The organism is Halostella sp. PRR32 (assembly GCF_034808085.1).
GTDB classification, from domain to species: Archaea; Halobacteriota; Halobacteria; order Halobacteriales; family Natronoarchaeaceae; genus Halostella; species Halostella pelagica.
The window spans coordinates 36517-59010 of record NZ_JAXHGL010000002.1 but is presented as its reverse complement, the minus strand read 5'-3'; the positions used below and the strand labels follow the sequence as shown (position 1 = coordinate 59010).

Annotated in this window: 23 protein-coding genes; 10 read left to right on the top strand and 13 right to left on the bottom strand. The window is 65.2% G+C overall.

The window, feature by feature from the left end; translation table 11 throughout:
• Positions 1–104: 104 nt before the first annotated feature.
• The 6 genes from SM753_RS05495 to SM753_RS05470 all read right to left on the bottom strand — a co-directional run bounded on the left by SM753_RS05495 (position 105) and on the right by SM753_RS05470 (position 4869).
• Positions 105–521 (bottom strand): hypothetical protein, encoded by a 417-nt coding sequence (locus tag SM753_RS05495; protein ID WP_323190852.1) that lies wholly within the window; start codon positions 519–521, stop codon positions 105–107.
• Between the two features lie 170 nt (positions 522–691).
• Positions 692–1081: a hypothetical protein gene (locus SM753_RS05490; RefSeq protein WP_323190851.1), complete on the bottom strand. Its 390-nt coding sequence runs from the start codon at positions 1079–1081 to the stop codon at positions 692–694.
• A gap of 41 nt (positions 1082–1122) precedes the next feature.
• Positions 1123–2652, bottom strand: a complete 1530-nt coding sequence (locus tag SM753_RS05485) for an amidohydrolase (protein ID WP_323190850.1) — start codon at positions 2650–2652, stop codon at positions 1123–1125.
• A 50-nt stretch (positions 2653–2702) separates the two neighbouring features.
• Entirely contained in the window at positions 2703–3431 is a 729-nt protein-coding gene (locus tag SM753_RS05480) for a hypothetical protein (RefSeq protein WP_323190849.1), read from the bottom strand.
• A complete protein-coding gene (locus SM753_RS05475) occupies positions 3428–4150 on the bottom strand; it encodes a hypothetical protein (protein ID WP_323190848.1) in 723 nt (240 codons plus the stop codon). Before SM753_RS05475 ends, SM753_RS05480 begins: the two co-directional genes overlap by 4 nt.
• A complete protein-coding gene (locus SM753_RS05470) occupies positions 4147–4869 on the bottom strand; it encodes an ABC transporter ATP-binding protein (protein ID WP_323190847.1) in 723 nt (240 codons plus the stop codon). The genes SM753_RS05475 and SM753_RS05470 overlap by 4 nt, the downstream gene beginning before the upstream one ends.
• A gap of 55 nt (positions 4870–4924) precedes the next feature.
• Between SM753_RS05470 and SM753_RS05465 the strand changes: the two genes are divergently transcribed.
• The 3 genes from SM753_RS05465 (at position 4925) to SM753_RS05455 (ending at position 7097) form a co-directional block, all read left to right on the top strand.
• Positions 4925–5452, top strand: coding sequence for a transcriptional regulator (locus SM753_RS05465; RefSeq protein WP_138798086.1), 528 nt, complete (start codon positions 4925–4927; stop codon positions 5450–5452).
• Between the two features lie 59 nt (positions 5453–5511).
• Positions 5512–6765 (top strand): hydroxymethylglutaryl-CoA reductase (NADPH), encoded by a 1254-nt coding sequence (gene hmgA / locus SM753_RS05460; protein ID WP_323190846.1) that lies wholly within the window; start codon positions 5512–5514, stop codon positions 6763–6765.
• A gap of 200 nt (positions 6766–6965) precedes the next feature.
• Positions 6966–7097, top strand: a complete 132-nt coding sequence (locus tag SM753_RS05455; protein ID WP_323190845.1) for a hypothetical protein — start codon at positions 6966–6968, stop codon at positions 7095–7097.
• Positions 7098–7245: 148 nt separating this feature from the next.
• Here the strand turns inward: SM753_RS05455 and SM753_RS05450 are convergent, their stop codons facing one another.
• Positions 7246–7773, bottom strand: a complete 528-nt coding sequence (locus SM753_RS05450) for a DUF5817 domain-containing protein (RefSeq protein ID WP_323191453.1) — start codon at positions 7771–7773, stop codon at positions 7246–7248.
• A gap of 200 nt (positions 7774–7973) precedes the next feature.
• Between SM753_RS05450 and SM753_RS05445 the strand changes: the two genes are divergently transcribed.
• Positions 7974–8315, top strand: a complete 342-nt coding sequence (locus SM753_RS05445) for a cupin domain-containing protein (RefSeq protein WP_135535660.1) — start codon at positions 7974–7976, stop codon at positions 8313–8315.
• A 54-nt stretch (positions 8316–8369) separates the two neighbouring features.
• Here SM753_RS05445 and SM753_RS05440 read toward each other — a convergent pair whose 3' ends face one another.
• Positions 8370–8825 carry a GNAT family N-acetyltransferase gene (locus SM753_RS05440; protein WP_135535661.1) on the bottom strand — a complete coding sequence of 152 codons (456 nt, stop codon included), beginning with the start codon at positions 8823–8825 and terminating at the stop codon, positions 8370–8372.
• A 229-nt stretch (positions 8826–9054) separates the two neighbouring features.
• Positions 9055–10332, bottom strand: coding sequence for an isocitrate dehydrogenase (NADP(+)) (gene icd / locus SM753_RS05435; protein ID WP_323190844.1), 1278 nt, complete (start codon positions 10330–10332; stop codon positions 9055–9057).
• A gap of 274 nt (positions 10333–10606) precedes the next feature.
• Here icd and SM753_RS05430 point away from each other — a divergent pair, with 274 nt between their 5' ends.
• On the top strand, positions 10607–11521 hold the full coding sequence (locus tag SM753_RS05430; protein WP_138798083.1) for an isoaspartyl peptidase/L-asparaginase: 915 nt from the start codon (positions 10607–10609) through the stop codon (positions 11519–11521).
• Positions 11522–11540: 19 nt separating this feature from the next.
• Here the strand turns inward: SM753_RS05430 and SM753_RS05425 are convergent, their stop codons facing one another.
• Positions 11541–13619 (bottom strand): hypothetical protein, encoded by a 2079-nt coding sequence (locus SM753_RS05425; protein WP_323190843.1) that lies wholly within the window; start codon positions 13617–13619, stop codon positions 11541–11543.
• 480 nt (positions 13620–14099) lie between these two features.
• Here SM753_RS05425 and map point away from each other — a divergent pair, with 480 nt between their 5' ends.
• On the top strand, positions 14100–14996 hold the full coding sequence (gene map, locus SM753_RS05420) for a type II methionyl aminopeptidase (protein WP_135535665.1): 897 nt from the start codon (positions 14100–14102) through the stop codon (positions 14994–14996).
• On the opposite strand, the gene SM753_RS05415 is transcribed toward map, so the two are convergent.
• Complete coding sequence (locus tag SM753_RS05415) at positions 14993–15193, bottom strand: hypothetical protein (protein ID WP_135535666.1); 201 nt, start codon at positions 15191–15193, stop codon at positions 14993–14995. The genes map and SM753_RS05415 overlap by 4 nt on opposite strands.
• A gap of 468 nt (positions 15194–15661) precedes the next feature.
• Here SM753_RS05415 and SM753_RS05410 point away from each other — a divergent pair, with 468 nt between their 5' ends.
• From SM753_RS05410 to SM753_RS05400, 3 genes are all read left to right on the top strand, one after another.
• Positions 15662–16210, top strand: a complete 549-nt coding sequence (locus SM753_RS05410) for an HIT domain-containing protein (RefSeq protein WP_323190842.1) — start codon at positions 15662–15664, stop codon at positions 16208–16210.
• Between the two features lie 24 nt (positions 16211–16234).
• Positions 16235–17161 (top strand): cation diffusion facilitator family transporter, encoded by a 927-nt coding sequence (locus SM753_RS05405; RefSeq protein WP_323190841.1) that lies wholly within the window; start codon positions 16235–16237, stop codon positions 17159–17161.
• 147 nt (positions 17162–17308) lie between these two features.
• Entirely contained in the window at positions 17309–18211 is a 903-nt protein-coding gene (locus tag SM753_RS05400; protein ID WP_323190840.1) for a mechanosensitive ion channel family protein, read from the top strand.
• Here SM753_RS05400 and SM753_RS05395 read toward each other — a convergent pair.
• Positions 18208–19458, bottom strand: coding sequence for a tRNA (N(6)-L-threonylcarbamoyladenosine(37)-C(2))-methylthiotransferase (locus tag SM753_RS05395; protein ID WP_323190839.1), 1251 nt, complete (start codon positions 19456–19458; stop codon positions 18208–18210). The genes SM753_RS05400 and SM753_RS05395 overlap by 4 nt on opposite strands.
• A 366-nt stretch (positions 19459–19824) precedes the next feature.
• On the opposite strand from SM753_RS05395, the gene SM753_RS05390 reads away from it, so the two are divergent.
• Positions 19825–21783: a PGF-CTERM sorting domain-containing protein gene (locus tag SM753_RS05390; protein ID WP_323190838.1), complete on the top strand. Its 1959-nt coding sequence runs from the start codon at positions 19825–19827 to the stop codon at positions 21781–21783.
• A gap of 41 nt (positions 21784–21824) precedes the next feature.
• Here SM753_RS05390 and deoC read toward each other — a convergent pair whose 3' ends face one another.
• Entirely contained in the window at positions 21825–22463 is a 639-nt protein-coding gene (gene deoC / locus SM753_RS05385) for a deoxyribose-phosphate aldolase (protein WP_323190837.1), read from the bottom strand.
• Between the last annotated feature and the right edge of the window lie 31 nt (positions 22464–22494).

The window sequence follows — 22494 nt, the reverse complement described above, 5'->3', positions numbered from 1 at the left end:
TATTGAAAAAATTTTGTGTTCAAACACGGCGGGTATGACATACCGTAGTAGGTGAACCTAACTCCGAGTGGATTTGATCGGTGATACTGCCGTTTCGAAGCATGCTAGTCATTGTCGGGCGTCATCGAAACTGCAGTGTCGACGGCGGACGACACCTCGACGAACGTGTACACGGACACGACGGCGCTGAGTATCACGAGGCCGGCATAGTACCCGTCGACGCTGTTTGCCGCCGCTATCATGATGAGGCTCACGCTAAAGGATTCGAAGAACCTCCTGCTGTGCGAACGGTCCCGCGACGGTACCGTGCCGCCGTGATGGAGCGCGCAGTACGCGCTTCCTGCGACGCCGAGAAAGAGCGCGATTTGATACGCGACGTTGACATCGACACGGAGCGAAAGGCTAACCGCCGCTGCGGCGAGGACGACTGATATCGAAAGCGAGAGGAACTGACTCTCCCGGAACGGTCGGCGAGCACGTCGGTACGATCGGCGGATTGGCCGGAGGGCGCGTTCGAACATATACCTGCGTAGAATCTTCCGACAGTAATTCGTTCGGAAATATTCGCACGCGCTGTACGCTGTCTCACTCGATATCCGGCACGTCCAGCCGATCCCGCGGACGGCGTTCTCACGCTCTCACGGCGGCCGGTCACTATCTGGAGCCACGACACTCGCGGCGTCGCCGTGGGCTACTGCCCGGTCTGGGGATCGTCTGCGGGGGAAGCCATCGCCTCGGCGGAGGTCGAGAGCATCACGAGGAGGCCGACCGCGACGACGGTCGCCATCCGGACGACGGCGTCGTGGAGCGCGGGCGTGTCTGCGGCGACCAGGCCCATGAGCAACATGAGTCCGAACGCCCGGACGAACCCACGGGAGAACGTCCAGTGCGCGTTCGGATAGCCGTAATGCAACGAGTAGTACGTCGTTCCTGCGACGCCGACGAACAGCGTCACGAGCAACGTCAGGTCGCGAACCCTGACGTGGAGCGCACCGTAGTCGGCCGCAAGGCCGGTGAGCGTTGCGATGCCGAGAGCGAGGGCACGACTGTCGCGGACGGGACGGAGGGCGCGGGGGGACATACGTTCCGATGATGGTGGGTCAGAAAATAATCCTTGTGGAGTCAACGGGCGTCGTACACGACTTCCCCGTCGACGACCGTCGCGACCACGTCGATCTCGCGTAGGGCGTCCTCGTGCTCCCACGGCGACCGGTCGAGAACCGTGAAGTCGGCCGCCGTGCCGACCTCGATCGTTCCCAGACGGTCCTCGTCGAATCCGGCGTAGGCCGCGCCGCTCGTGTACGCACAGAGCGCGTCAGTCACGGACACGCGCTGCTCGGCGTTCGATGCGTTGACGGCGTGATGGACCCCTTCCAGCGGGCCGAACGGCATCACGTCGCTTCCGAAGGCGACGGGAATATCGGACTCGACGAGGCGACCGAGACGGTTCGACCGGTCCCGTCGGTCACGACCGAGGCGCTGGTCGTACAGTCCGCCGTCGTCCGCCCAGCGGTGGAAGTTCGGTTGGACCGACGCGACGATCCCCGCCGCTTCGATCCGTTCGATCTGCTCGTCCGTCGCGAGTTCGAGGTGTTCGATCCGGTGGCGCGCTTCCGCCGGATCGCCGGTCCCCTCCAGCGCAGACAGGGTTTCCTCGATGGCGGCGTCACCGATGGCGTGGATCGTCGCCTGCATCCCGGCGTCGGACACCTCGTCGACGAATTCGCGGAGTTCGTCGGGGTCGACGACCCACTTGCCCGTCCCTTCGCCGTCCGCGTACGGTTCGAATAGTTTCGCCGTTCGGCCGCCGATGCTGCCGTCGGTGAACGATTTGATCCCGCCGGTTCGAACCATCTCGCTCCCGTGGTTCGTCCGCAGACCGACCTCCCGGACCGCGTCGAGGTGGTCGCTCCAGTAGTTGATCCGGACCCGGAGGTTCAGGACGCCGGCGCTGTCGAGTTCGCGGTATGCCCGCGGCGCATGCGAGTCCCGAACCATGTCGTGAACGCCGGTCACGCCGAGTTCGTGGGCGCGGTCGCGCGCCGCGGCGATCAGTTCTCGCGTCGCCGCGGGTCCCGGCGCGAACGCGTCGCGGACCGCCTCGACGGCGTCCTCGACGACGACGCCGGTCGGTCGTCCTCCGTTAGTCACCACGTCGTCGTCGGGCATCGCCCCGGAGAGTCGGTCGAGCGCAGCCGAGTTCAGTGACGCCGTGTGCATGTCCACCCGGACGGCCGCGACGGGGCGGTCCTCGCTGACTGCGTCGAGATCCTCGCGTGTGAGATAACCCTCGTCGGCCCAGTCGCTCTCGTCGTAACCGAACCCGAGTATCCACTCGCGGTCGTCGCGAGCCCCGTCGGCCAGTCGTTCGACGGCGTCGTCTTTGCTTTCGGTCCCCGCGAGGTCCGCGTGGACCGCGTACTTCCCGACCTGTTCCATGTGGGTGTGGGCGTCGACGAACCCGGGGAGAACGACCGCGCCGTCGAGGTCGACGACGGTCGTCTCGACCCCTTCCAGGAACTCGACCTCGTACTCGCTGTCGACTCTGACGATCTCTCCGTCCCGAACCGCGACCGCCCCCTCGGTCCGGTCCGGGTCGGTCAGTGTGTGTACCTCCGCGTTCGTGAGTATCAGATCCGCGGCCTCCGTCATACGAGCCAGAGCGCACGGCGAGAGCAAAACGGTTGGGGTAGTGGGCGCGGTCAGCCCCGCGCCGACCGGTAGAACGCGACCGCCGCTGCGGCGACGACCGCGAGGAGGTACGCCACGCCGACGGCGAACTCGCCGAGGTCAGCGCTCCCGGCGAACGCGGCGTCCATCGCGACCGCGACCGGGACGTTCCCGGGGAGCGCGGCCGCGCCGTCCGGGGCGTCCCGTGCGAGCGGATTCTGGAACAGGAAGAGGTCGGCGAGGGTGCCGAACAGCACGAGGTAGACGCCCGCCATTCGGCTCAGCACGGCCCCGGCGAGCGTGCCGAGCGCGCCGTAGACGAGCGCCGCGAGCAGGGTGGCCGCGGCGAACCACCCGAGGTGGTCCGGGGTGAACGTCGTGAGCGCGACGGCGACCGCGACGGCGCTGACCGCGGTCGCGACGACCGATAGCTGCCCGAGGCGAGCGAGGACGACCTCCGTCGGCCGGTAGCCCGCGGTGACGAGGCGGGCGTCAGCGTCGGCGCTCGACGACAGCAGGAACAGGCCGGCGACGCCCGCCGCGAGGGCGGCGGCCATCGGCGTCATCAGCGCCGCGAACGTCTCGGGCATGCCGGCCCGGACCGCGCCGTCCCCGAGGTAGAGCGCCGCCGGTTCGTCCGGTGCGAGGCGGGCGAACAGCCCGACGGAGTAGGCCGGGAGCGCGAGAAACAGCGCCAGCAGCACAGGCGTCCGACGGTACTCCCGCAGGCCGGCCCGAGCGGCGGCGACAACGCGGGTCACGCCGGCTCACCCCCCGCGACGCGGACGTAGGCGACGAAAGCGAGCGCGAGCAGGACGGCGGCGTAGGCGACGCCGCCGAGCGCGTGGTCGGTCGGGATCGTCCCGTCGGTCACGGCGGCCTCGAACAAGGCGTGCGGGTGATACAGCGGCGCGACCTGCGCGACGGTCCCGCCCACGTCGAGAACGCCGCTGGCGAGCACGTTGTCGAAGTCCACGAGAAACACGAGGACGAGCGACCCCTCCAGTTGCCGGGGCAAAAGCGCGCCGACGAGGACGCCGAACAGCCCGTACACGAGCGCTCCGAGCGCCAGCGCACCGAACGCGGCGAGCGGCGCGGCGACGTCGACGGTCCGGGCGAGCGCGGCGAGCGAGACGGTCGCGGCGACAGCAGCGACAGTTGCCATCGTGACCACGCGCGCGCCGAGCAGGCTCGCGCGCCCGGCCCCGCAGCGGTGGAGCCGTTCGTCGGTCCCGCGCGCGGACACCGCCTGAAACAGCCCGACGAGTCCCGCGAGGAAGGCCGCGGCGAACAGCGCACCGACTATCCGCCCCGTAGTTCCGGGGTCGCCCGTCGTCCCCGGAAGCGCCGGGAACGACGCCATCGCCTCCCCGTACACCTCGACGACGACCGGCGGGAGGACGAGCAAGAGCGCGGCCGTCGTCGGCTCCCGGACGAACTCCAGCAGGCGCAACCGTGCCCCGGTGCCGAACGCGCTCACGGTTCCTCCTCCCGGTGGAGCCGACCGTCGCGCAGTTCGTAGATCCGGTCGAACCGCTCGCGCTCGTTGATCAGGTGCGAGATGACCGCGATGGCCGTGTCCCGCTCGACGAGAGACTCGCTAAGCTCCCAGAACGCGAGGTACGTGTCCCAGTCGAAGCCGGTGTAAGGCTCGTCGAGCAACAGCACGTCCGGGTCGTGCATCAGCGCGACGCTGAGGTTCACCTTCTGACGGTTGCCGCCGGAGAGGTTCCGCACCTGATAGTCGAGGAACCGCTCGAAGTCCAGCCGCGACGCGAGGCGCTCGCGCGCGTCCGCGACAGCGTCGCCGTCCATCCCGTAGGCCTCGCCGAACAGGTCGAACGTTTCCCGCACGGTGAGCCGGTCGTACAGCAGGCTCTCCTGCGGGCACCAGCCGACGGTTCCTGCGCGCTCGACGACACCGTCATCGGCGTTCAGCGTCCCGACGAGCACCTTCATCAGCGTCGACTTCCCGCTCCCGTTCTCCCCGACGATGCCGACGATCTCGCCCGCCGGGACCTCGATGTCCGCGCCCGTCAGGACCTCGACCCGGTCCGTAAAGGGGAGCCGCGACCCGTACGACTTCTCGATCCCCTCGGCCCGAAGCGGCACGTCAGCGTCCGTCGCGGCGTCGCCCTCGACGCCGGTTTCGCCCGATTCGCCGTTCGGCCTCGCGGCGGCACTTTCTATATTCGGCATTTACCGAATATTTCGAAGGAAACGTATTAGTCCTTACGACCGCGATCAGATCACGATGACCGAACCCGAAGGGGACCCGGCGAAGGGACGGGAGACAGTCGTACAGGCGATGGAGCGGAGCGCGGAGCTGTACGGGCTTCAGCGGAGCTACGGCCGACTGTACGGACTGCTCTTTTTCGCGGATGAACCGCGGTCGCTCGACGACCTCACGGAGGAGAGCGGCTACGCGAAATCGACGGTCAGCACCGCGATGAGTGCGCTAGAGCGGTACCACCTGGTCCACCGCCGGTCGATGCCCGGGGAGGGCAAGCGGGCGTACTTCGAGGGCGAGACGGACTTCTGGCGCGTATTCCAGGAGTTCCTCCGCAATCAGGTGATGCACGAAGTGACGATCATGAGCCGTGCGCTGGCGGAGGCCGAAACCGAACTCGAAGCCGCCGACACGGAGAAGGCCAAGCGCGACCTGGAGAAGGTCCGCCGGTTGCAGTCGGTGTATGACAAGAGCGAGACGCTGGTTGACGCGCTGACGAGCAACTCGATCGACCGACTCGCCGACCTCGTTGGGCGCCTGGGCCGCGAATGAGTCACTCCGGCCGGCGTGAAGTAGAAAACGTTAGGCCGGCCCCGCGACGAACGGCGGACATGGACGACCCCGACACGCTCGCCGACCGCGTCCGCGAGGGCGACCTCCGCCTGCACGAACTCGACGACCACGCCGACCCCGAGACGGCCGCCGCCGTCCGGCGCGAGATAGTTGCCGCCGAGACCGGCGTCGACCTGGAGTCAGTCGGCGACTACGGCTTCGAGGCGGCCGAGGCCGAATCCGCCATCGAGAACATGGTCGGGGGTGCGCAGATCCCGATGGGAGTCGCCGGCCCGGTCCCGGTCGACGGGAGTGCCGCCGACGGCGAGTACTACCTTCCGATGGCGACTACCGAGGGTGCGCTGGTCGCGAGCGTCAACCGGGGACTCTCTGTGATCAGCGAATCCGGCGGCGCGACGGCCCGCGTCACCAAATCGGGGATGACCCGCGCGCCCGTGTTCCGCGTCAACGGCGTCGCCGAGGCGAGCGAGGTCGTCGAGTGGGTCGCCGACAACGCCGACGCGCTCCGCGAGGCGGCGGAATCCACCACCAGTCACGGCGAACTTGAGGCCGTGGACCCGTACGTCGTCGGCGACTCCGTTTACCTCCGGTTCGTTTACGACACCAAGGACGCGATGGGGATGAACATGGCCACCATCGCGACGCGCGAGGCCGCGGGCGTCGTCGAGGCGGAGACGCCCGCCGACCTCGTTGCCCTGTCGGGGAACCTCTGTTCCGACAAGAAACCCGCCGCCGTCAACGCCGTCGAGGGGCGCGGCCGCACCGTAACGGCGGACGTCCTGATCCCCCGCGACACGGTGGCCGACCGCCTCAACACCACGCCCGAGGCTATCGAGGAGGCCAACACTCGAAAGAACCTCGTCGGCAGCGCCAAGGCCGGTAGCCTGGGATTCAACGCCCACGCCGCCAACACCGTCGCCGCCGTCTTCCTCGCGACGGGACAGGACGCCGCGCAGGTCGTCGAAGGGGCCAACGCCATCACGACCGTCGACGTGCGGGGAGAGGTTTCCGCGAGCGGAGACTCGTCAGAGCGGAGTTCTGACGGAGGGTTGTACGCCAGCGTCAGCCTCGCCAGTCTCGAAGTCGGGACCGTCGGCGGCGGGACGAAACTACCGACCCAGGCCGAGGCTCTGGACGTGCTCGGCCTCCGCGGCAGCGGTGACCCCGCCGGGGCGAACGCCGACGCACTCGCGGAGGTCATCGCCGCCGGCGCACTCGCCGGCGAGCTATCGCTGCTCGCCGCTCTCGCGTCGCGTCACCTCTCTAGCGCCCACGAGGACCTGGGCCGGTAGCGACCACTTTCACCGGCGACGCGATGCGGGCTTTCACTACGAATTCCATCAGGCGCGGGCATCGACCTGTCTCGTGCCTGTTCAGTCTCACAGACGACTACTTTCACTTTCACTACGCACCCCTGGCGGGCGCTTATTCTCGCCGTCCGTGTAGACCCGGATGGCGTCCGACCGCCACACCGGCGGGCGTCCCCATCACTATGACAGAGAACACTCACAGCGACGACCAGCGCCCGGTCTCTTTCGCCAGGCGGTGGCTCAGAGTCGCGAAGCTACTGCTGACCGTGATCGTACTGCTCATCGGCATCCTCGAATCGCTGGGGTTGCTGTGACCGCAACCGGATTCGTCTCCGCGTCCGTGCCGCCGCCGTCGCGAGAACCGGCGTCTTGCAGTTGAGGCCTAGCGCCGACGAGAGCGGTTCCCGACTCCCGGCGACCGCTCCGCTGGCGGTTCCGGGGCGGCCCGGTCCCGTTCGGCCGCTACAGTAATCGGTACTCTCCCCGTGACTCGCTCACCTTGCCGCGCCGGGCGAGTTTCTCCAACGCGTCGCGGACGTACGTCTCGGGAACGCCGCGCTCTCCCGCGTACTCGACGACTTCGTCGGCTGTCGGTCGATCCAGGTCCCGCAGCGCCGACAGCACTATTTCCTTGCGGCTCTGGCTCCCGCCGGCGCGCCCACTCTCGGCGCGTTCGGCCGCGCCGGCTACCTCGTCCGTGTCGATGCCGGCGCGCTCCAGATACTCGTCGTCGTCCATCCCGGCGTCGTCTACCCGGTTGTCGAGTTCGGCGAAGGAGTCCACGTTCGCGAACGCCTCGCCCTCGTCCTGCCGGTTCGCCAGCATCGACGCGCGAACCTCGCGGGCGTGGTCCTCGTCCTCCGTGCTGACGAACTCCCGTAGCGCGGGAAACCGGTGGCGCGTTCCACAGCGGGGACACTGCGACGTGTCCGGTCGCCCTTCGACGATCCAGAGGGCGCTACAGTCGCTACACCCGACGACGGCGTACATGCCCGGGTCTACGTCTCCCCGCGTGTTGAACGCACCGACACCCGGATTTTGCACAACGGTGATACTCGGGTTTCGCACTACATCGACCCCGGATTTCATACTCTGCCGTCTCTCAGTCACATCCTCTCCGTCCCGCTCGAACGGCGTTCCGAGGGCGTATCGGGCGAAAGCTTAGGTGGGGTTCCTCCGTACGACGGGTCATGGAACGTGTTGCCTTGGCGGACCGCGACTCGACGGAGGCAGTCGACGGCGTTCACCTGTCGCTGCTCGCCGGCGGCGAGAACATGAACGTACAGCACTTCGACATCGAACCCGGCGCGACGGTGCCGGCACACAGCCACCCCCACGAGCAGACCGGCTACATCGTGGACGGGACGCTCGTCTTCGTCCTGGAAGACGGCGAGGAGATAGAAGTCGGTCCGGACGACTCCTACGCCATCCCGGGCGGAGAGACCCACGCGGCGGAGAACCGCGGGGACATCCCCGTACGCGGAGTCGACATCTTCAGTCCGCCGCGGGAGAACCCCGACTGGCAGGACTAACCGCTCGTACCGACGGACGCTGTTTTCCCGTTCGACTGTCCGGCCGTGTGGCCGTCACAGCGACTTGACCATCTTCACGTGCGGGATGCCGGCCTCCTCGAACTCCTCGCCGACGCGCTCGTAGTCGAGACGGTCGTAGAACGGGGCCGCGTGCGTCTGTGCGTGGAGCGAAACGCGGTCGTAGTCCCGTTGCTCCGCGACCCGCTCGATCACCTGCATGATCTCACTGCCGTACCCCTCGCCGCGCTCTCGGTCCAGTACCGCCACCCGCTCGACCTTGGCCGTGTCGTCGTCCGTCTCGCGAAGCCGAGCGGCCCCCACCGGGTCGCCGTCGAGGTACGCGACGAAGTGGATCGACTCGTCCTCGTACTCGTCGACTTCCAGGGCTTCGGGGACGTCCTGTTCCTCGACGAACACGTCGTACCGTACGTCGAGAGCGTCCTCGTACTGCCTGTCCGTCCGGACGACTCGCACGTCGAACCCGTCGTGTGCGTCCGCATCCTCGTGCATCGGTCCGGCGTTGACACTCTGCCGTTGAGAGCGTTGCGGACGACAGACGGACCGAGAAGCGTTCGAAAGCGTCTCGACGCCGACGGACGCCGCGGGCGTCTGACTACCCGAAACGGCGTCCCCGACAGCTTCTCGGTGTTCCAGCGGTCGAGCCGCCAGCGGACGAGAACCTCTCTAGGAGAGCTTCTCGATGTTTTCGCGGCTTCGCCGCGAAAGTCAGAGCGACTCGTTATGCGAGTCGCTCTATATTCTCGCAGATCGCGTCGGCGTACTCGTCGGTACCGAGTTTCTCGCCGCCCTCTATCTGGCGTTCGAGGTCGTAGGTGACCTTGCCGGAGGAGATGGTCTCCTCGACGGCGTCGTGCAGGAGGTCCGCGGCCTCGTCCCAGCCGAGGTAGTCGAACATGAGACGGCCGGAGAGGATCAGCGCGGTCGGGTTGGCCATGTTCTGGCCGGCGCGCTTGGGCGCGGAACCGTGGACCGGTTCGGCGAGCATGCGGGCCTTGCCGAAGTTCCCGCCCGGCGCGATGCCGAGACCGCCGATCTGGGCACCTGCGGCGTCGGAGAGGTAATCGCCGTTGAGGTTCGGCATCGCCAGCACGTCGAACTCGTCGGTGCGTAGCTGCATCCACTGGAGCATCGCGTCGGCGAGGCGCTCCTCGACCATGACGGCGTCCTCCGGGATGTCGACCTCGTCCTGTTCCTCCCAGAGGGAGTCGGGAGCGGCGAAGACCTCGTCGTCGGGGTACTCCTCGTCGGCGACCTCCATTCCCCAGTCGCCGAACTGGCCCTCGGTGAACTTCATGATGTTGCCCTTGTGGACCAGCGTGACCTTGTCGCGGTCGTGTTCGATGGCGTAGTCGATGGCGCGGCGAACCAGGCGCTTGCTGCCTTTCTCGGAGATCGGCTTGATCCCGATGCCGATGGGGCCGTCGTGCATCACGTCGTCGAAGTCCATCTCGTCCTCGACGAAGTCGCGGACCTGCTCGACCTCGTCGGTGCCTGCCTCCCACTCGATGCCGGCGTACACGTCCTCGGTGTTCTCCCGGAACGTGACCATGTCCATCTCCTCCGGCGCTTTCATCGGCGACGGGACGCCGTCGAGGTAGTACGTCGGTCGGACGTTCGCGAAGAGGTCGAGCGTCTGCCGCAGTGCGACGTTCAGCGAGCGGTAGCCGGCACCGACGGGCGTCGTCAGCGGTCCCTTGATCGCGACGCGGTGTTCGCGGATCGCTTCGACGGTCTCGTCGGGCAGGTTCACGTCCTCGCCGTAGCGGTCGCGAGCGCTCTGACCGGCGTAGAGGCGCATCCAACTGATGTTTCGACCGGTCGCCTCGGCGGCCGCGTCGAGTACTTTCCGCGCTGCGGGAGCGACGTCCTGTCCGATACCGTCGCCGTGAATAATCGGGATGATCGGGTCGTCAGGGACGTAGATCTCGTCGTTTTCTTCGTCCTTGACCTCGATCTTCTGTCCCGAGTCCGGGACTTCGACCTTGTCGTAGCTCATAGCGTTTCAAGGGAGCATTGACGCCAACAAAAGACCTGCCATTTCGCGCGTCGGTCAGGATCCCCGGCGTATCGGGGGACTGCGACTCGTTACTCTCTGCGTAACGATCCTTGACGCCCCCACATCTCGTGGGTCATCTCTCCCGCGTTCCGAGTATCGCCCGGAGTTCGGTCCACCCGTTTCGGGCGGGCTCCGCCGTCTCAGTCGGGCCCGCCCCCGGACCGCCGCCGAACGAAGCACCGCATCTATAGGGTCGCCCTGACGAGAAGACGGTATGCAGGTCATCGTCCACGGAGGTGCGGGCGCGAGTCCCGACGACCCGCAGGCGCGACAGAACGTTCTCGACGAGGCAGCCGCGACCGGTGCCGACGCCACGTCCCCGCTCGACGCGGTCACGGCGGCGGTTCGAGTGCTCGAATCGAACCCGCGGTTCAACGCCGGCGTCGGTGGCGCTGTCCAGTCGGACGGCGTCGTTCGAACCGACGCGGGACTCATGACCAGCGACCGAGCGGTCGGGGCGGTGTCGTCGCTCCCCGGCGTCGAACACGCCGTCGACGCGGCGCGCGTCGTTCTCGACGAGACGCCGCACGTGCTGGTCAGCGGTGACGAAGGGGTTCGACTCGCCGCGGACTACGGCGTTGAGACCGACTGTGACCTCTGGACCGACCGGACGCGCGACCGCTGGGCCGAACTCGCTCCGCCCTCGGGCGGCCCGGCAGAGCATCTCTCGTGGCTCGCCGACCGTTTCGGCCGGACCGACGCCGACGGTCGAGAGTCGGACTCCGCGGCGTCGAACGTCGCCGACACGCCACAGGACCACGATACGGTCGGGGCCGTCGCGCGTCAAGGGAACCGGCTCGCCGCCGCAACGTCGACGGGCGGTCGCTGGCTGGCGCTCGCGGGCCGCGTCGGCGACGTTCCGCAGGTCGGAAGCGGGTTCTACTGTGCACCCGCCGGCGGGGCCAGCGCGACCGGTGCGGGTGAAGACATCGCCCGCGTCACGCTCGCGCGGCGCGCCGTCGACCGCCTCGAACGCGGCGACGATGCGGCGACTGCCGCGGACCGTGCGATCGAGGCCTTCGGGGAACTCACGGGCTCCGACGCTGGCATCATCGTTCTCGGCCGCGACGGGAGCCTCGGCTCCGCGTTCAACAGCGACGCGATGCAGACCGCGACTGCACGCCGATAAAAAAGCTACGACGGACCGGTCAGGCGACGAACGCGGCGGTTCGCTCAGTCACCGCGAAGGCGCTCCCGTCCGTCTCGTTGTCAGCCGTCTCGTTGTCGTCGCTCGTCTCGTTGCCGGCCGTGGACTCGTTGTCCATCGTTTCGTTGTCTCCCATGGTCTCGTTGTCCATGGTCTCGTTGTCGGCCGTCTCGTTATCGTCGGCTAACGTGTCTTCAGTCTCGTTGTCCTGCTGTGGATCCTGATTCGGCGTCTCTTCCTCTTCGCCGTTCTGGATGTCGGCTATCCCGACGTTGTTGAACACCGAGTGGTTACTCGTGTTCACCGACTGGACCCACTCGCCGGACAGGAAGTCGAGTTCTTCTATCTGGATGGTGACGTTCGTGGTGTTGCCCGCCTCGACGGAGCTGAGTTTGCTGTCGTAGGTGCTCCCGCCGAGTTGGTACTGGACGAAGTTACCGATGCGCTCGTCAGTCGGATTGAGTACGGTGACGGTCACGTTGTAACTGTCACCGATACTGACGCTGTCCGGCAGGTTCGCATCGATGATCACCAGACTGTCGAAGTTATCACCGAAGTTGACCGTCTGATTTGCGGCAGTCGCCTGCTCGACGGACACGGTTTCGACCGTCATGTTACTGATAGTCACCTGCTCGACGTCGGGCTCCTGCATCTGGACACCCTCGTCGGTCGCGTTATCCTGCATGCCGCCGTCCGTCTCGTTGTCGGACTCGTTGTCCTCCTGCGCGTTGAACGCGGCCGATACGTTAGTGGTGTTCGACTCGTTGTCGGCCGTCTCGTTGTCCATGGTTTCGTTGTCCATGGTCTCGTTGTCCATGGTCTCGTTATCCATGGTTTCGTTGTCCATGGTCTCATTGTCGGCCGTTTCGTTGTCGGCCGTATCAGACACGTTGATCTCGACATCTGTGGCCGCCTCGCCGCCGCCGGCGGCTTCGAGCTGGGGCGACGTGATCGTCTCGACGGACATGGACTGTATCGTCATCTCCGTAACCGACATCTCCTCGATGACGAGTTCACCGATGACGCGAGCGTCGTCCGACTGCTGGCTCGCGTTGTCCTCCTGGACGTTGAACGCGGCCGACGCGTTGGTGGTGTTCGACTCGTTGTCGCCCATGGTCTCGTTGTCGGCCGTCTCGTTGTCCTCCATACCGGTGTCAGACTCGTTGTCCATTTCGGACTCGTTGTCGTCCATGGTCTCGTTGTCCTCCATTCCGGTGTCGGACTCGTTGTCCATCGTCTCGTTGTCAGCGGTCTCGTTGTCGGCCGTTTCGTCGTCTGCCGGCTGACCGAAGATGCCCGTCTGGTCGTCCTCGACGGACAGCTCCTCGATGGTCAGCGTCTCAACCGTGAGCTCTTCGATGGTCAGGTCCTGGACGACCAGTTGCTGGCCATCGGCGGCCGCACCGTCGTCAGTTTCGTTGTCCTGCATGCCGGTTTCGTTGTCGGCTGTCTCATTGTCGGCCGTTTCGTTGTCCTGCATACCGGTGTCTGACTCGTTATCCATGGTCTCGTTGTCGTCCATGGTCTCGTTGTCAGCCGTCTCGTTGTCCTGCATACCGGTGTCGGACTCGTTGTCCATCGTTTCGTTGTCAGCAGTTTCGTTGTCCTGCTGAACGTTGAACGCGGCCGACGCGTTCGTAGCGTTCGACTCGTTGTCCATCTCGGACTCGTTGTCGCCGAGTAACGCTTCGCCATCGGACTCGTTGTCCATGGTTTCGTTGTCGGCGGACTCGTTCGCCGCTGTGTCGTTCGCGGCGCTGGTCTCGACCTGATCGCCGAATACCTCACGCAAGGTTTCCTCTTCGCCGCTCACCTGTTCGAGCGTGACGTTTTCGAGCGACAGCCGTTCGAAGGTCACGTTCTCGAACGTGGCGTCCGTGAACGCGCGGTCGCTAGTGCGCAACTGTTCGACGTGCAACTCCTCTATCGTCGCGTTGTGGACCGTCACGTTCTGGAGCTGGAGCTCCTCGACGGTGACGTCCTGGAGAACGACTCCATCGTCCTGCACGTTCTCCGTCGCGTCGCCGTCTGTTGTGGGTGTACCGATCGCTCCCACCGGCGCGGCGGAGAGCGAAACCATGACTGCGAGAATCACAGCCAGTGTCGTTTGCTTTTTCATACTCTGGCCTCAGAGACTTCGACAACGCCCCAAATAAACGAGCGAGGCCGTTCCGCTCTGTTTTCGTTCTCCAACGCGTCTTAACGGTGTTTGAAGCTCTATACGCGGTTTTCGTCGTTTTCACGGCGAGCGGTATACAGTGCTTTGTAATCTGACGAACCGCCGTACTGCGATACGTAAAATGGCGCAAAACGTTCACGGCGAGTTCGTTGGCTCGCCGTCGTTTCCTGCGGTCGTGTTGCACGTTAGCGCCCGCCTCTGCGACGATCTTCCCTGTGGTGATCTCCTTCAAATACGCTCACCTCCCGTACAAAGGCGCTGTTAGACCCTTCGTGTGAGCTCGACTAGAGGCGTGCGTTACGCGGGTTCGAGCCGGTGAGAGCCGGCGACCGCACGTATCGAGACGCAACCTCTTTCTGCCGGTCCGGTCTACATGTGGCCATGGCAGAGAACGACGTGGACCTCGACGCCGAGAAGTACGAGAAACATCGCGAGGCCGGCGAGATACTCGCCCAGGTCCGAGCGGAAACTGCCGAACGCGTCGAGGTCGGTGCGTCCCATTTAGAGGTCGCGGAATTCGCGGAGGAGCGGATCCGAGAACTCGGCGGCGAACCCGCGTTCCCCGTCAACATCAGCGTCGACGAGGAGGCGGCACACGCCACCCCCAGCGTCGACGACGACACTACGTTCGGGGAGGAGATGATCAACCTGGACATCGGCGTTCACGTCGACGGATGGCTCGCCGACACCGCCGTAACCGTCGACCTCTCGGGACACGACGAACTCGCCGCGGCGAGCGCCGAGGCATTGGATGCTGCGCTGGATCTGGTCGAACCGGGCGTCGAAACCGGGGATATCGGTGCAGCGATAGAGGAAGTCATCGACGGGTACGGGTTCAACCCCGTCGTCAACCTGACCGGTCACGGCCTCGGTCACTGGGAGCAACACACCTCCCCGAACATCCCGAACCGCGCGGTGTCACAGGGTGCGACGCTATCTGTCGGTCAGGTCGTCGCGATCGAACCGTTCGCGACCGACGGATCCGGGAAGGTCAACGAGGGGGCCGACGAGGAGATCTTCGCGCTGGAACGAGACGGATCGATCCGAAATCGGCAGGCGCGACAGGCGCTGGAGCAGATCAATGAGGAATTCAAGACGCTGCCGTTTGCGACCCGATGGCTGGACACGGGACGCGCGGGGATGGCTCTACGCCGGCTGAAGGCACAGGATATCGTCCACGGCTATCCGGTCCTGAAAGAAGACGACGGAGCGTTAGTGAGCCAGAAAGAGCATACTGTCATCGTGACGCCGTCCGGCTGTGAGGTTACGACGCGTTAAGCGTTGTTCATCCGCTGGCTGGAGCGCTCGCCGCACCGCTGACATTCGGCGACGCGGTACGGTTCTCGGGAGAACTCGGAGTTTTCCTCTTTGAGGCTTTCGGTCTTGATCTGAACTGAAACCTCATGGAGCGTGTCGGTTTCGCAATCGTCGCAGTGTTCGGTTATTCCGTCAAATGAGTCGTCAGTCGTTGCCATCGGTACTTATTCCTGAGAGCCGAGGCTAACATAAAAGCCTTACTTCGTTCGACGCTGTTTGAACTGTTCAACTCTCTATATATGGTTGTTTCATGCAGTAATACCCGGAGATTCTCTTATACCGTGCACCGGTAGCTTCGAAGCGCTTTGGACTCGAAAAGTGACACTCGACCTGTAGGTACGAACTTCGAATCCGAACGTGAATGATATATTATACTTGGAACTGTTACATCCGATCGCACGCAGTCGTACGAGCGAGTGTATGATGGGTTTCAAGCGCTACTATACCCGCGGCTATACCTGTGTGTGAACCGCTGTGTCGATACAGAGCCCTCTTCACTGATACTGATAGGGGCACGTCAACGACGGATTCCGTCAGGACCGGCCCGCCAGCTAGCTGAACCGGAGGAATCTACCAGTATGACGTACAGCCGATGATATAACTGACCGGCGTTCTCAGAGCAAGGCATGGATCAGGTGTTCGCACCGTGGCGGATCGAGTGGGTCGAACGAAACGCGAACGACACTGCGGTCGAGGACTGCGTCTTCTGCGAACTTCCGGAGTGGGACGACGAAGAAAACCTGCTCGTTGCACGGAGCGAGCGCGCGTACGTCCTGTTGAACAACTATCCGTACAACCCCGGCCACGTGATGGTCATTCCGCATCACCACACGGGTGCGTACGGTGATCTGTCGGAGGAGACGCTACTGGACCACGCCGGGTTGAAACAGCGAACGTTCGACGCGTTGACGGAATCGTTCGATCCGAACGGCTTCAATGCAGGCTTGAACCTCGGGGACGGCGCGGGGGGATCCGTCGATGACCACCTTCACACCCACGTCGTACCGAGATGGGAGGAAGACACCAATTTCATGCCGGTCATTTCTGACACGAAAGTGATTGTCGAGGCGCTCTCGGAAACCTACGACCGTCTGCACGCCGCGTTCGCCGACCAGGAGGGGACGACCGTCCCCGACGAGGGAGCGGTCCGGATCGATCAGCCGGTACGTCCTTAAGTGATTCCTCCGTAGCCAAACCCGATGAACCGCGGCGCGGCGCTTCGCAAAGTCGGGATCGTTGTCCTCGTCGCCAACCTGGGGCTCGCGCTTCTCAAGGGGGTCGTCTGGTACTCGACCGGGAGTCTCGCCGTCGGATCCGAGGCCGTCAACAGCCTCGCGGACTCGGCGTACAGCCTGGTCGTGCTCGCCGGCCTCTATCTCACTACACAACCACCGGACTTCGAACACCCGCACGGCCACGAGCGGATCGAACCGTTCGTCTCTCTGTTCATCGCCGCCGCCATCTTCGTCGTCGGGGGACTCGTCCTCTACAACGCCGTTTCGGAGGTACTCTCCGGCAGCGTCGTCGTCACGAGAGGCTGGAGCGCCGGCGCGGTCCTCGCCGGCGCGGCGGCGACGAAGTTCGTCCTCTACCGCTACTGCCTGCGGGTCGCCGACGAGAACAACTCGCCCGCCGTCAGGGCGGCGGCCCTCGACAACCGCAACGACATCCTCACCGCGACCGCGGCGCTGATCGGCGTGGCGGGCGCACAGGCCGGCTACCCGATCCTCGACCCTGCCGCGGCCACCGTCGTCTCGTTCGGTATCCTCTATACGGGCGTCGAGATCGTCCGGGACAACGTCAACTATCTCGTGGGGGCAGCGCCGTCCGAGGACCTCCGCGCGGAGATAGTCCGCCGGGCGATGGACCACCCCGACGTTCAGGGCGTCCACGACGTCATCGCCCACTACGTCGGTCCCGAGATAGACGTCAGCCTCCACATCGAGGTCGAAGGCGACCGAACGCTACGCGAGGCACACGCCATCGAAAGCGCCGTCATCCAATCTATCGAGGAGCTACCGTCGGTCGACGACGTGTACGTCCACGTCGACCCGAAAGAACTCGGCGAGTGGAAAGACGACGAGGCCGCAGAGGACCTGCTGCAGTACGTTAACGGGAAAGAGTGAACTGACGCCTCCCCGTCGGCGTGACGTCCGTGCCGCGGTCAGCGCTGTCTATCGGCACACGCGCTCCTGTCGGATCGGGAATAAACCTCCGTCTGCTTTCATCGATTCCCCAAGCGTTTGACTTCCGTCGCGTTGTAGCCCGTTCGGATGGATCACGTGGGACTTTCCCTACCACTTCAGATACGGCTACTCGACCGCTTCTGGCGACGATACGGGACCCTGATCTCGGGTCTCGCGGAGTTCACCGTCTGGTTTCTGGCGGTGTACGTCCTCGGACGGTACGTGATCGAACCCGCTGTCGCGGGGCTGTTAGACGCCCGGAACGCCGATCCGACGTACGCCTCGGCGCTCCAGCGGGTCGTCCGGGTCGCCGTCCTCGCCGTCGCCGTGATGCTCGCAGCGACGTTCGCGGGGTTCAGCAGGGTGATCGGGGGGTCGGCGGTTATCGTCGCTGCGCTCACTGTGGCACTCGGATTTGCGGCACAGGACGTCATCGGAAATCTCGTCAGCGGCGCGTTCATCGTCACCGACCCGAAATTCAACATCGGCGACTGGATCCGGTGGAACGAGCGCGAGGGCGTCATCGACGACATCTCCTTTCGCGCGACTCGCGTCCGCACGTTCGACAACGAGATACTCACGGTGCCGAACTCGGAGCTCACGACGACCGCGGTGACGAACCCGGTCCTCACCGACCGTCTCAGGCTCCAGTTACCGGTGGAGGTGAGCTACGATGACGACCTTGAGGCCGTCTCGGCGCTGCTCACGGATGAAGCGGCGGCTCATCCGGAGATCCTCGAACAGCCCGCTCCCTCGGTCCGCCTGACGGAGTTCGCGGACAACGGCGCGGTGCTTTCGGTGCGGGTGTGGATCGCCGACCCGGAACGGTCCGACTACGTTCGCGTCCGGTCTGAGTTCGCTCGGCGGGTGATCGACCGGTTAGACGACCACGACGCACAGCTCAGCCCGCCGTCGGAGCACGAACTGTCCGGAACTGTCGGGCTGGACCGCGGTGAGGACGGCGGACAGTACGGTGACAAAGAGAATTAAACCGGGTCGGCCAGCGCGTACACCGTATTGTGGCCTGTCACTTCGACGTCGACGAAGTCGCCGACCTCGAAGTCGTACTCGGAGGCCTCCTGAACGATTATCTGGCGGTACGCGCCGTCGCGGCACTTCACGGAGTCGCCGGTGCCGTCCTCGACGACCAGCACCTCGCGTGTCGTACCGACGAGTTCGTCGTACGCCTCGGCGACGATATCTCGTTTGAGTTCGGACATCTCCTTCGAGCGGTCCTTCTTCGTCTGACCGCCCAGGCCCTTCATGTCGTCGGCGTCGGTGCCCGGCCGCTTCGAGAAGCGGGTAACGTTGACCTTCTCGGGGCGGACCTCTCGGAACAGCGCCATGCTCTGCTCGTGGTCGCGGGCCGTTTCGCTGGGGAACCCGACGATGAAGTCCGTCGACAGCGTCCAGTGGTCGAGCCGCTCGTCGAACGTCTCCACGACCTCGACGAACTCCGACACCTGGTGTTGACGGCGCATGTCGCCGAGAACGTCGTTGGAGCCGCTCTGGACGGGCGCGTGGATGAAGTTGTACAGCTTCTCGTTCTCGGTGAACACCTCGGCGAGTTCCTCGCGGATGCCGTGGACCCCCTTCGGGTTCGCCATGCCGACGCGCACCCGGAAGTCGCCCTCGATGTCGCAGATGCGGTCGAGCAGGACGTGAAGCTTGCGCTCGCCATCGTCCCAGCCGTAGACGCCGGTGTCCTGGCCCGTGATACGGATCTCCTTCGCGCCGGCGTGGACCAGCGCGCGGGCCTTCTCGACGTTCTCGGAGACGGGCGGCGAGTCGATCTTTCCGGTCGCCTGCTTCGTAATGCAGTACGAGCAGTCGCTCATGCAGCCGCGAGCGATGGGGAGGATGCCGACGACGCCGTCGATGACGGGGTCCGTGCCGCTCTCGGGCGTCGGGCACTCGCCGTTGCGGATCGCCGTCGGGACGTCGTCCCAGTGTAGTACCTGTGCGTCGACGCCCGCTTGCTCGAACTCCTCGCCCTGCGCGAGGGCCATACACCCGGTGACGATGAGGTCGGCTGTTTCGTCTTCCAGTTCCTGCGCCCGCCGGAGCATGTTGTGTTCGGTCTTCTCGACGACCGTACAGGTGTTCATGATGGCGACGTCCGCCTCGTCGGGTCCGTCGACCGGTTTGTGGCCCGCGTCGCGGAGCTTTCGCTCTATCTGACGGCTCTCTCCGCGGTTCGACGTACACCCGTACGTCTCGATGTGGTAGCGGGCCATTCGCTTGTACCGACTTACGGTCCAGCGGTCAAAAGCGCGACGGATTCCGGGCACTGACTATTATCGAACTGTCAATCTCCGGTGTGCTCACGATCTCCTGCATCCGTCGCCGGTTTCTCGTAGCGGGGCCCCCCTGACGACCGGCACGCTCGCGGGATGTGCGACCGACCTCCCGTTCTCGTCCGCACTCCACGCCGGCGACGCGGTGTATGCTGTCGCGATGCCGGCGGACGGCCCGCAGTGCCTGGTCGCCAGAGAGTGAACGGATCCCGTGATACGGCCCGTCCATGGCGGTTGTTACGGCACGACACCGCCGAAACCAAGTCGGTGGAGTTATCATTCGAGAGATCACAGGTATGAATACATATGGTTGCATATAGCCGTGCGGCTCTCACCATCGGCCTCGTCGTCCTTCTCGTGACGGGGCCCGTGGGTGCAGTCGCGACGGGACAGTCCCCCGGCGTTGCCTCGAACGGCATGCAGGAGGACGATTCGAGCGGTTCGGCTGACGACGTGTACGTCGAGGACGACGGCGACGCCGTCTTGGTGTATCGGAACAATGAGAGCGACTCTACGGCGAACGGCCACTTCGGTGCGGACCTCTCGGAAGGGCTGTTCCACGTGTTTCTCAACGATACGATCGAGGACCAACCCGAGAACGACTTCACGGGCAACGCCTCGTTCGTACTCGGACCGGAATCGATGTCGGGCGACGGCGCGTTCTCGATGACCAAGCCCGAGACGCTCGAAGACCTGACGGTCGACGCGTCCGTGACCCAGACCCGCGAGGAGTCCTCGGGGTCCGTGGCACTCGACGCCACGGTCCTCGACGAATCCGGCCAGAGTAGTTCGTCGTTCGAATCGGTCTCGACCGAGGGGTCGATGACCACGACCAGTTCGCAGTTCTCGACCGAGGGGTCGGCGACCGCGACGTTATCCGAGGAGCAGTCTCTACCGAGTAGCTCCCAGATGAACCACGAGTTCACGCTGCGAGAGACCGACGAAGCGTACGTTCTCACCGCCGCCCAGGACTACGCCGTCGGTATCCGGGACGTGGACAACTGGTCGACCCGAGCGAACGCGACCCGGACCCTCGAATCCGAGTTCGAGACGACCGCCCGCGGGCTCGAGGGAGACGCTTCGGTCACCGTCGACTCCTACTCGTTCGACGCCGAGACGAACCGCCTCGACATAGAGTACACCGTCGAGTTCACCGGCGTCGACGAAGCCGTCTCAGAGCAGCTTACGGCCTCGCTTGCCTCGTCTCAGGACCTGGACCTCTCAGAGAGCGAGGCGCGCGACCTCGCCGACCGTATCCAGTCCGTCGAACTGACCGAACTCTCGGGGTCGGTCGACGTACAGGCACGACAGGCGAGTACGAACTGGAACGTTCAGATCGACAACTACGACGAGGCCGCCGCGGCGACGTTCGACATCCTCGAAGCGACCGAGATGAACGCCTCCCAGGCGGATCTAGAGGAGTCCCGCAGTCAGTTCGAAGCTCTGCAGGCCGCGGACCTCCAGCAGACGATGAACTGGAACGGGTCGCTCTCCGTGCAGTCCGACGACACGGTAACGATGCAGTTCGACGCGGAGTACGCGACCGAGAACTGGCAAGCGTACGTCAGTGAACTCGAGGACCGCGACGTCGAGTGGCCCGGCGACACCACGTTCGAAACCCACGTGGAAACAGAGGACGACGAACTGACCGCGACTGCTTCGGCGACGTTCAGTCAGGAGGGCCTCGTGGAGAACGCTATCGACGGCATGCTGCAGGAAGCAGACACGACGAGCGGTCCGGGCGACGACAACGAGCAGGCCCGGGCGTTCCTCCAGTCGTTCCAGCGGTCCGAGTTCGAACGGGCCAAGATGGACGTCTCCGCGACCGAAAACACCGTCACCGTCGAGGCCGCGACTAGCTTCGATAACGTCTCCGCGTTCCGCGACGTGATGAACGAGGCGTACGGCGACGACCTCGCAGTTACAAGCGCCTTCGGCGAGTCCCAGGACGGTGAAACCGTCACGTACCTCCGGGTCGCCAACGCGGTCGACTCCGACGCCAACGAGTCCGACGTGCGGGCGCTCTCGCCGGTCGGCGACGACACCGAGGTTCACATGCCCGACGACTGGGACCAGTCCGAACGGACGTTCCCCGAGATGAACACCACGGAAGCGAACACCTTCCTCGGTCTCGACGATGATGGCGGGGACGACGACAGCGAGGACGACGACGCCTCGTCCTCGTCGCTGCCCGGCTTCGGCCCGGCCGTCGCGCTGGTCGCTCTCGTCGCGTTCGCGCTCTTTGCCGGACGCCGTTCCGCGTGACCGGGCCGGCTTTCACCTCGCGACCACTGTAACGGCCGCTGCTATTCCTTCTCGAAGCCTTCGACGATAGCGACGCCGCTGCTCGCGCCGATCCGGTCTGCGCCCGCCTTGAACATCGCGGCCGCCCGCTCGTAGTCGCCGATACCGCCCGAGGCCTTGACCGGAAGGTACTCGCTCATCGTTTCGACGTCTTCGATCCGTGCGCCGCCGTCGGCGAACCCCGTCGACGTTTTCACGAAGTCGGCGTCGGCGTCGACAGCCGCCTCGCAGGCGCGGCGGAGTTCGGCCTCGGAGAGCAGCGTCGCCTCGACGATCACCTTCACCGGAACCGGAACGGCGTCGACTACCCCCGCGAGCTCGCTGCTGACTGCGTGGGTCTCGCCTGATTTCAGTCGCCCGACGTTCAGGACGACGTCGAGTTCATCGGCCCCATCCTCGTAAGCGGTCACTGCCTCCTCTCGCTTGATGCTCGGTTCGTGCTGGCCGTGGGGAAATCCGACGACCGTCGCGAGCGTCACGTCGGGTGTGCGCTCGGCCGCCGTACCGACGTAACAGGGCGGGATGCAGGCGTTCATCCCGTACTCGGCGGCCTCGTCCAGTACCTGTCGGACGTCCGCCGGCGTCGTCTCAGGTCCCAACACCGTGTGGTCGATCCGCTCTGCGAGCGTCGCGCGGTCCATACCGGGCCCTCGCTCGCTCACACAATAAGTC

What these genes read in the sequence shown, in the direction of transcription:
- SM753_RS05495 (WP_323190852.1), bottom strand. Translation starts at nt 521, where the DNA reads ATGTTCGAACGCGCCCTCCGGCCAATCCGCCGATCGTACCGACGTGCT.
- SM753_RS05490 (WP_323190851.1), bottom strand. Translation starts at nt 1,081, where the DNA reads ATGTCCCCCCGCGCCCTCCGTCCCGTCCGCGACAGTCGTGCCCTCGCT.
- SM753_RS05485 (WP_323190850.1), bottom strand. Translation starts at nt 2,652, where the DNA reads ATGACGGAGGCCGCGGATCTGATACTCACGAACGCGGAGGTACACACA.
- SM753_RS05470 (WP_323190847.1), bottom strand. Translation starts at nt 4,869, where the DNA reads ATGCCGAATATAGAAAGTGCCGCCGCGAGGCCGAACGGCGAATCGGGC.
- SM753_RS05465 (WP_138798086.1), top strand. Translation starts at nt 4,925, where the DNA reads ATGACCGAACCCGAAGGGGACCCGGCGAAGGGACGGGAGACAGTCGTA.
- hmgA (WP_323190846.1), top strand. Translation starts at nt 5,512, where the DNA reads ATGGACGACCCCGACACGCTCGCCGACCGCGTCCGCGAGGGCGACCTC.
- SM753_RS05455 (WP_323190845.1), top strand. Translation starts at nt 6,966, where the DNA reads ATGACAGAGAACACTCACAGCGACGACCAGCGCCCGGTCTCTTTCGCC.
- SM753_RS05450 (WP_323191453.1), bottom strand. Translation starts at nt 7,773, where the DNA reads ATGTACGCCGTCGTCGGGTGTAGCGACTGTAGCGCCCTCTGGATCGTC.
- SM753_RS05445 (WP_135535660.1), top strand. Translation starts at nt 7,974, where the DNA reads ATGGAACGTGTTGCCTTGGCGGACCGCGACTCGACGGAGGCAGTCGAC.
- SM753_RS05440 (WP_135535661.1), bottom strand. Translation starts at nt 8,825, where the DNA reads ATGCACGAGGATGCGGACGCACACGACGGGTTCGACGTGCGAGTCGTC.
- icd (WP_323190844.1), bottom strand. Translation starts at nt 10,332, where the DNA reads ATGAGCTACGACAAGGTCGAAGTCCCGGACTCGGGACAGAAGATCGAG.
- SM753_RS05430 (WP_138798083.1), top strand. Translation starts at nt 10,607, where the DNA reads ATGCAGGTCATCGTCCACGGAGGTGCGGGCGCGAGTCCCGACGACCCG.
- SM753_RS05425 (WP_323190843.1), bottom strand. Translation starts at nt 13,619, where the DNA reads ATGGTTTCGCTCTCCGCCGCGCCGGTGGGAGCGATCGGTACACCCACA.
- map (WP_135535665.1), top strand. Translation starts at nt 14,100, where the DNA reads ATGGCAGAGAACGACGTGGACCTCGACGCCGAGAAGTACGAGAAACAT.
- SM753_RS05415 (WP_135535666.1), bottom strand. Translation starts at nt 15,193, where the DNA reads ATGGCAACGACTGACGACTCATTTGACGGAATAACCGAACACTGCGAC.
- SM753_RS05410 (WP_323190842.1), top strand. Translation starts at nt 15,662, where the DNA reads ATGGATCAGGTGTTCGCACCGTGGCGGATCGAGTGGGTCGAACGAAAC.
- SM753_RS05405 (WP_323190841.1), top strand. Translation starts at nt 16,235, where the DNA reads ATGAACCGCGGCGCGGCGCTTCGCAAAGTCGGGATCGTTGTCCTCGTC.
- SM753_RS05400 (WP_323190840.1), top strand. Translation starts at nt 17,309, where the DNA reads ATGGATCACGTGGGACTTTCCCTACCACTTCAGATACGGCTACTCGAC.
- SM753_RS05395 (WP_323190839.1), bottom strand. Translation starts at nt 19,458, where the DNA reads ATGGCCCGCTACCACATCGAGACGTACGGGTGTACGTCGAACCGCGGA.
- SM753_RS05390 (WP_323190838.1), top strand. Translation starts at nt 19,825, where the DNA reads ATGGTTGCATATAGCCGTGCGGCTCTCACCATCGGCCTCGTCGTCCTT.
- deoC (WP_323190837.1), bottom strand. Translation starts at nt 22,463, where the DNA reads ATGGACCGCGCGACGCTCGCAGAGCGGATCGACCACACGGTGTTGGGA.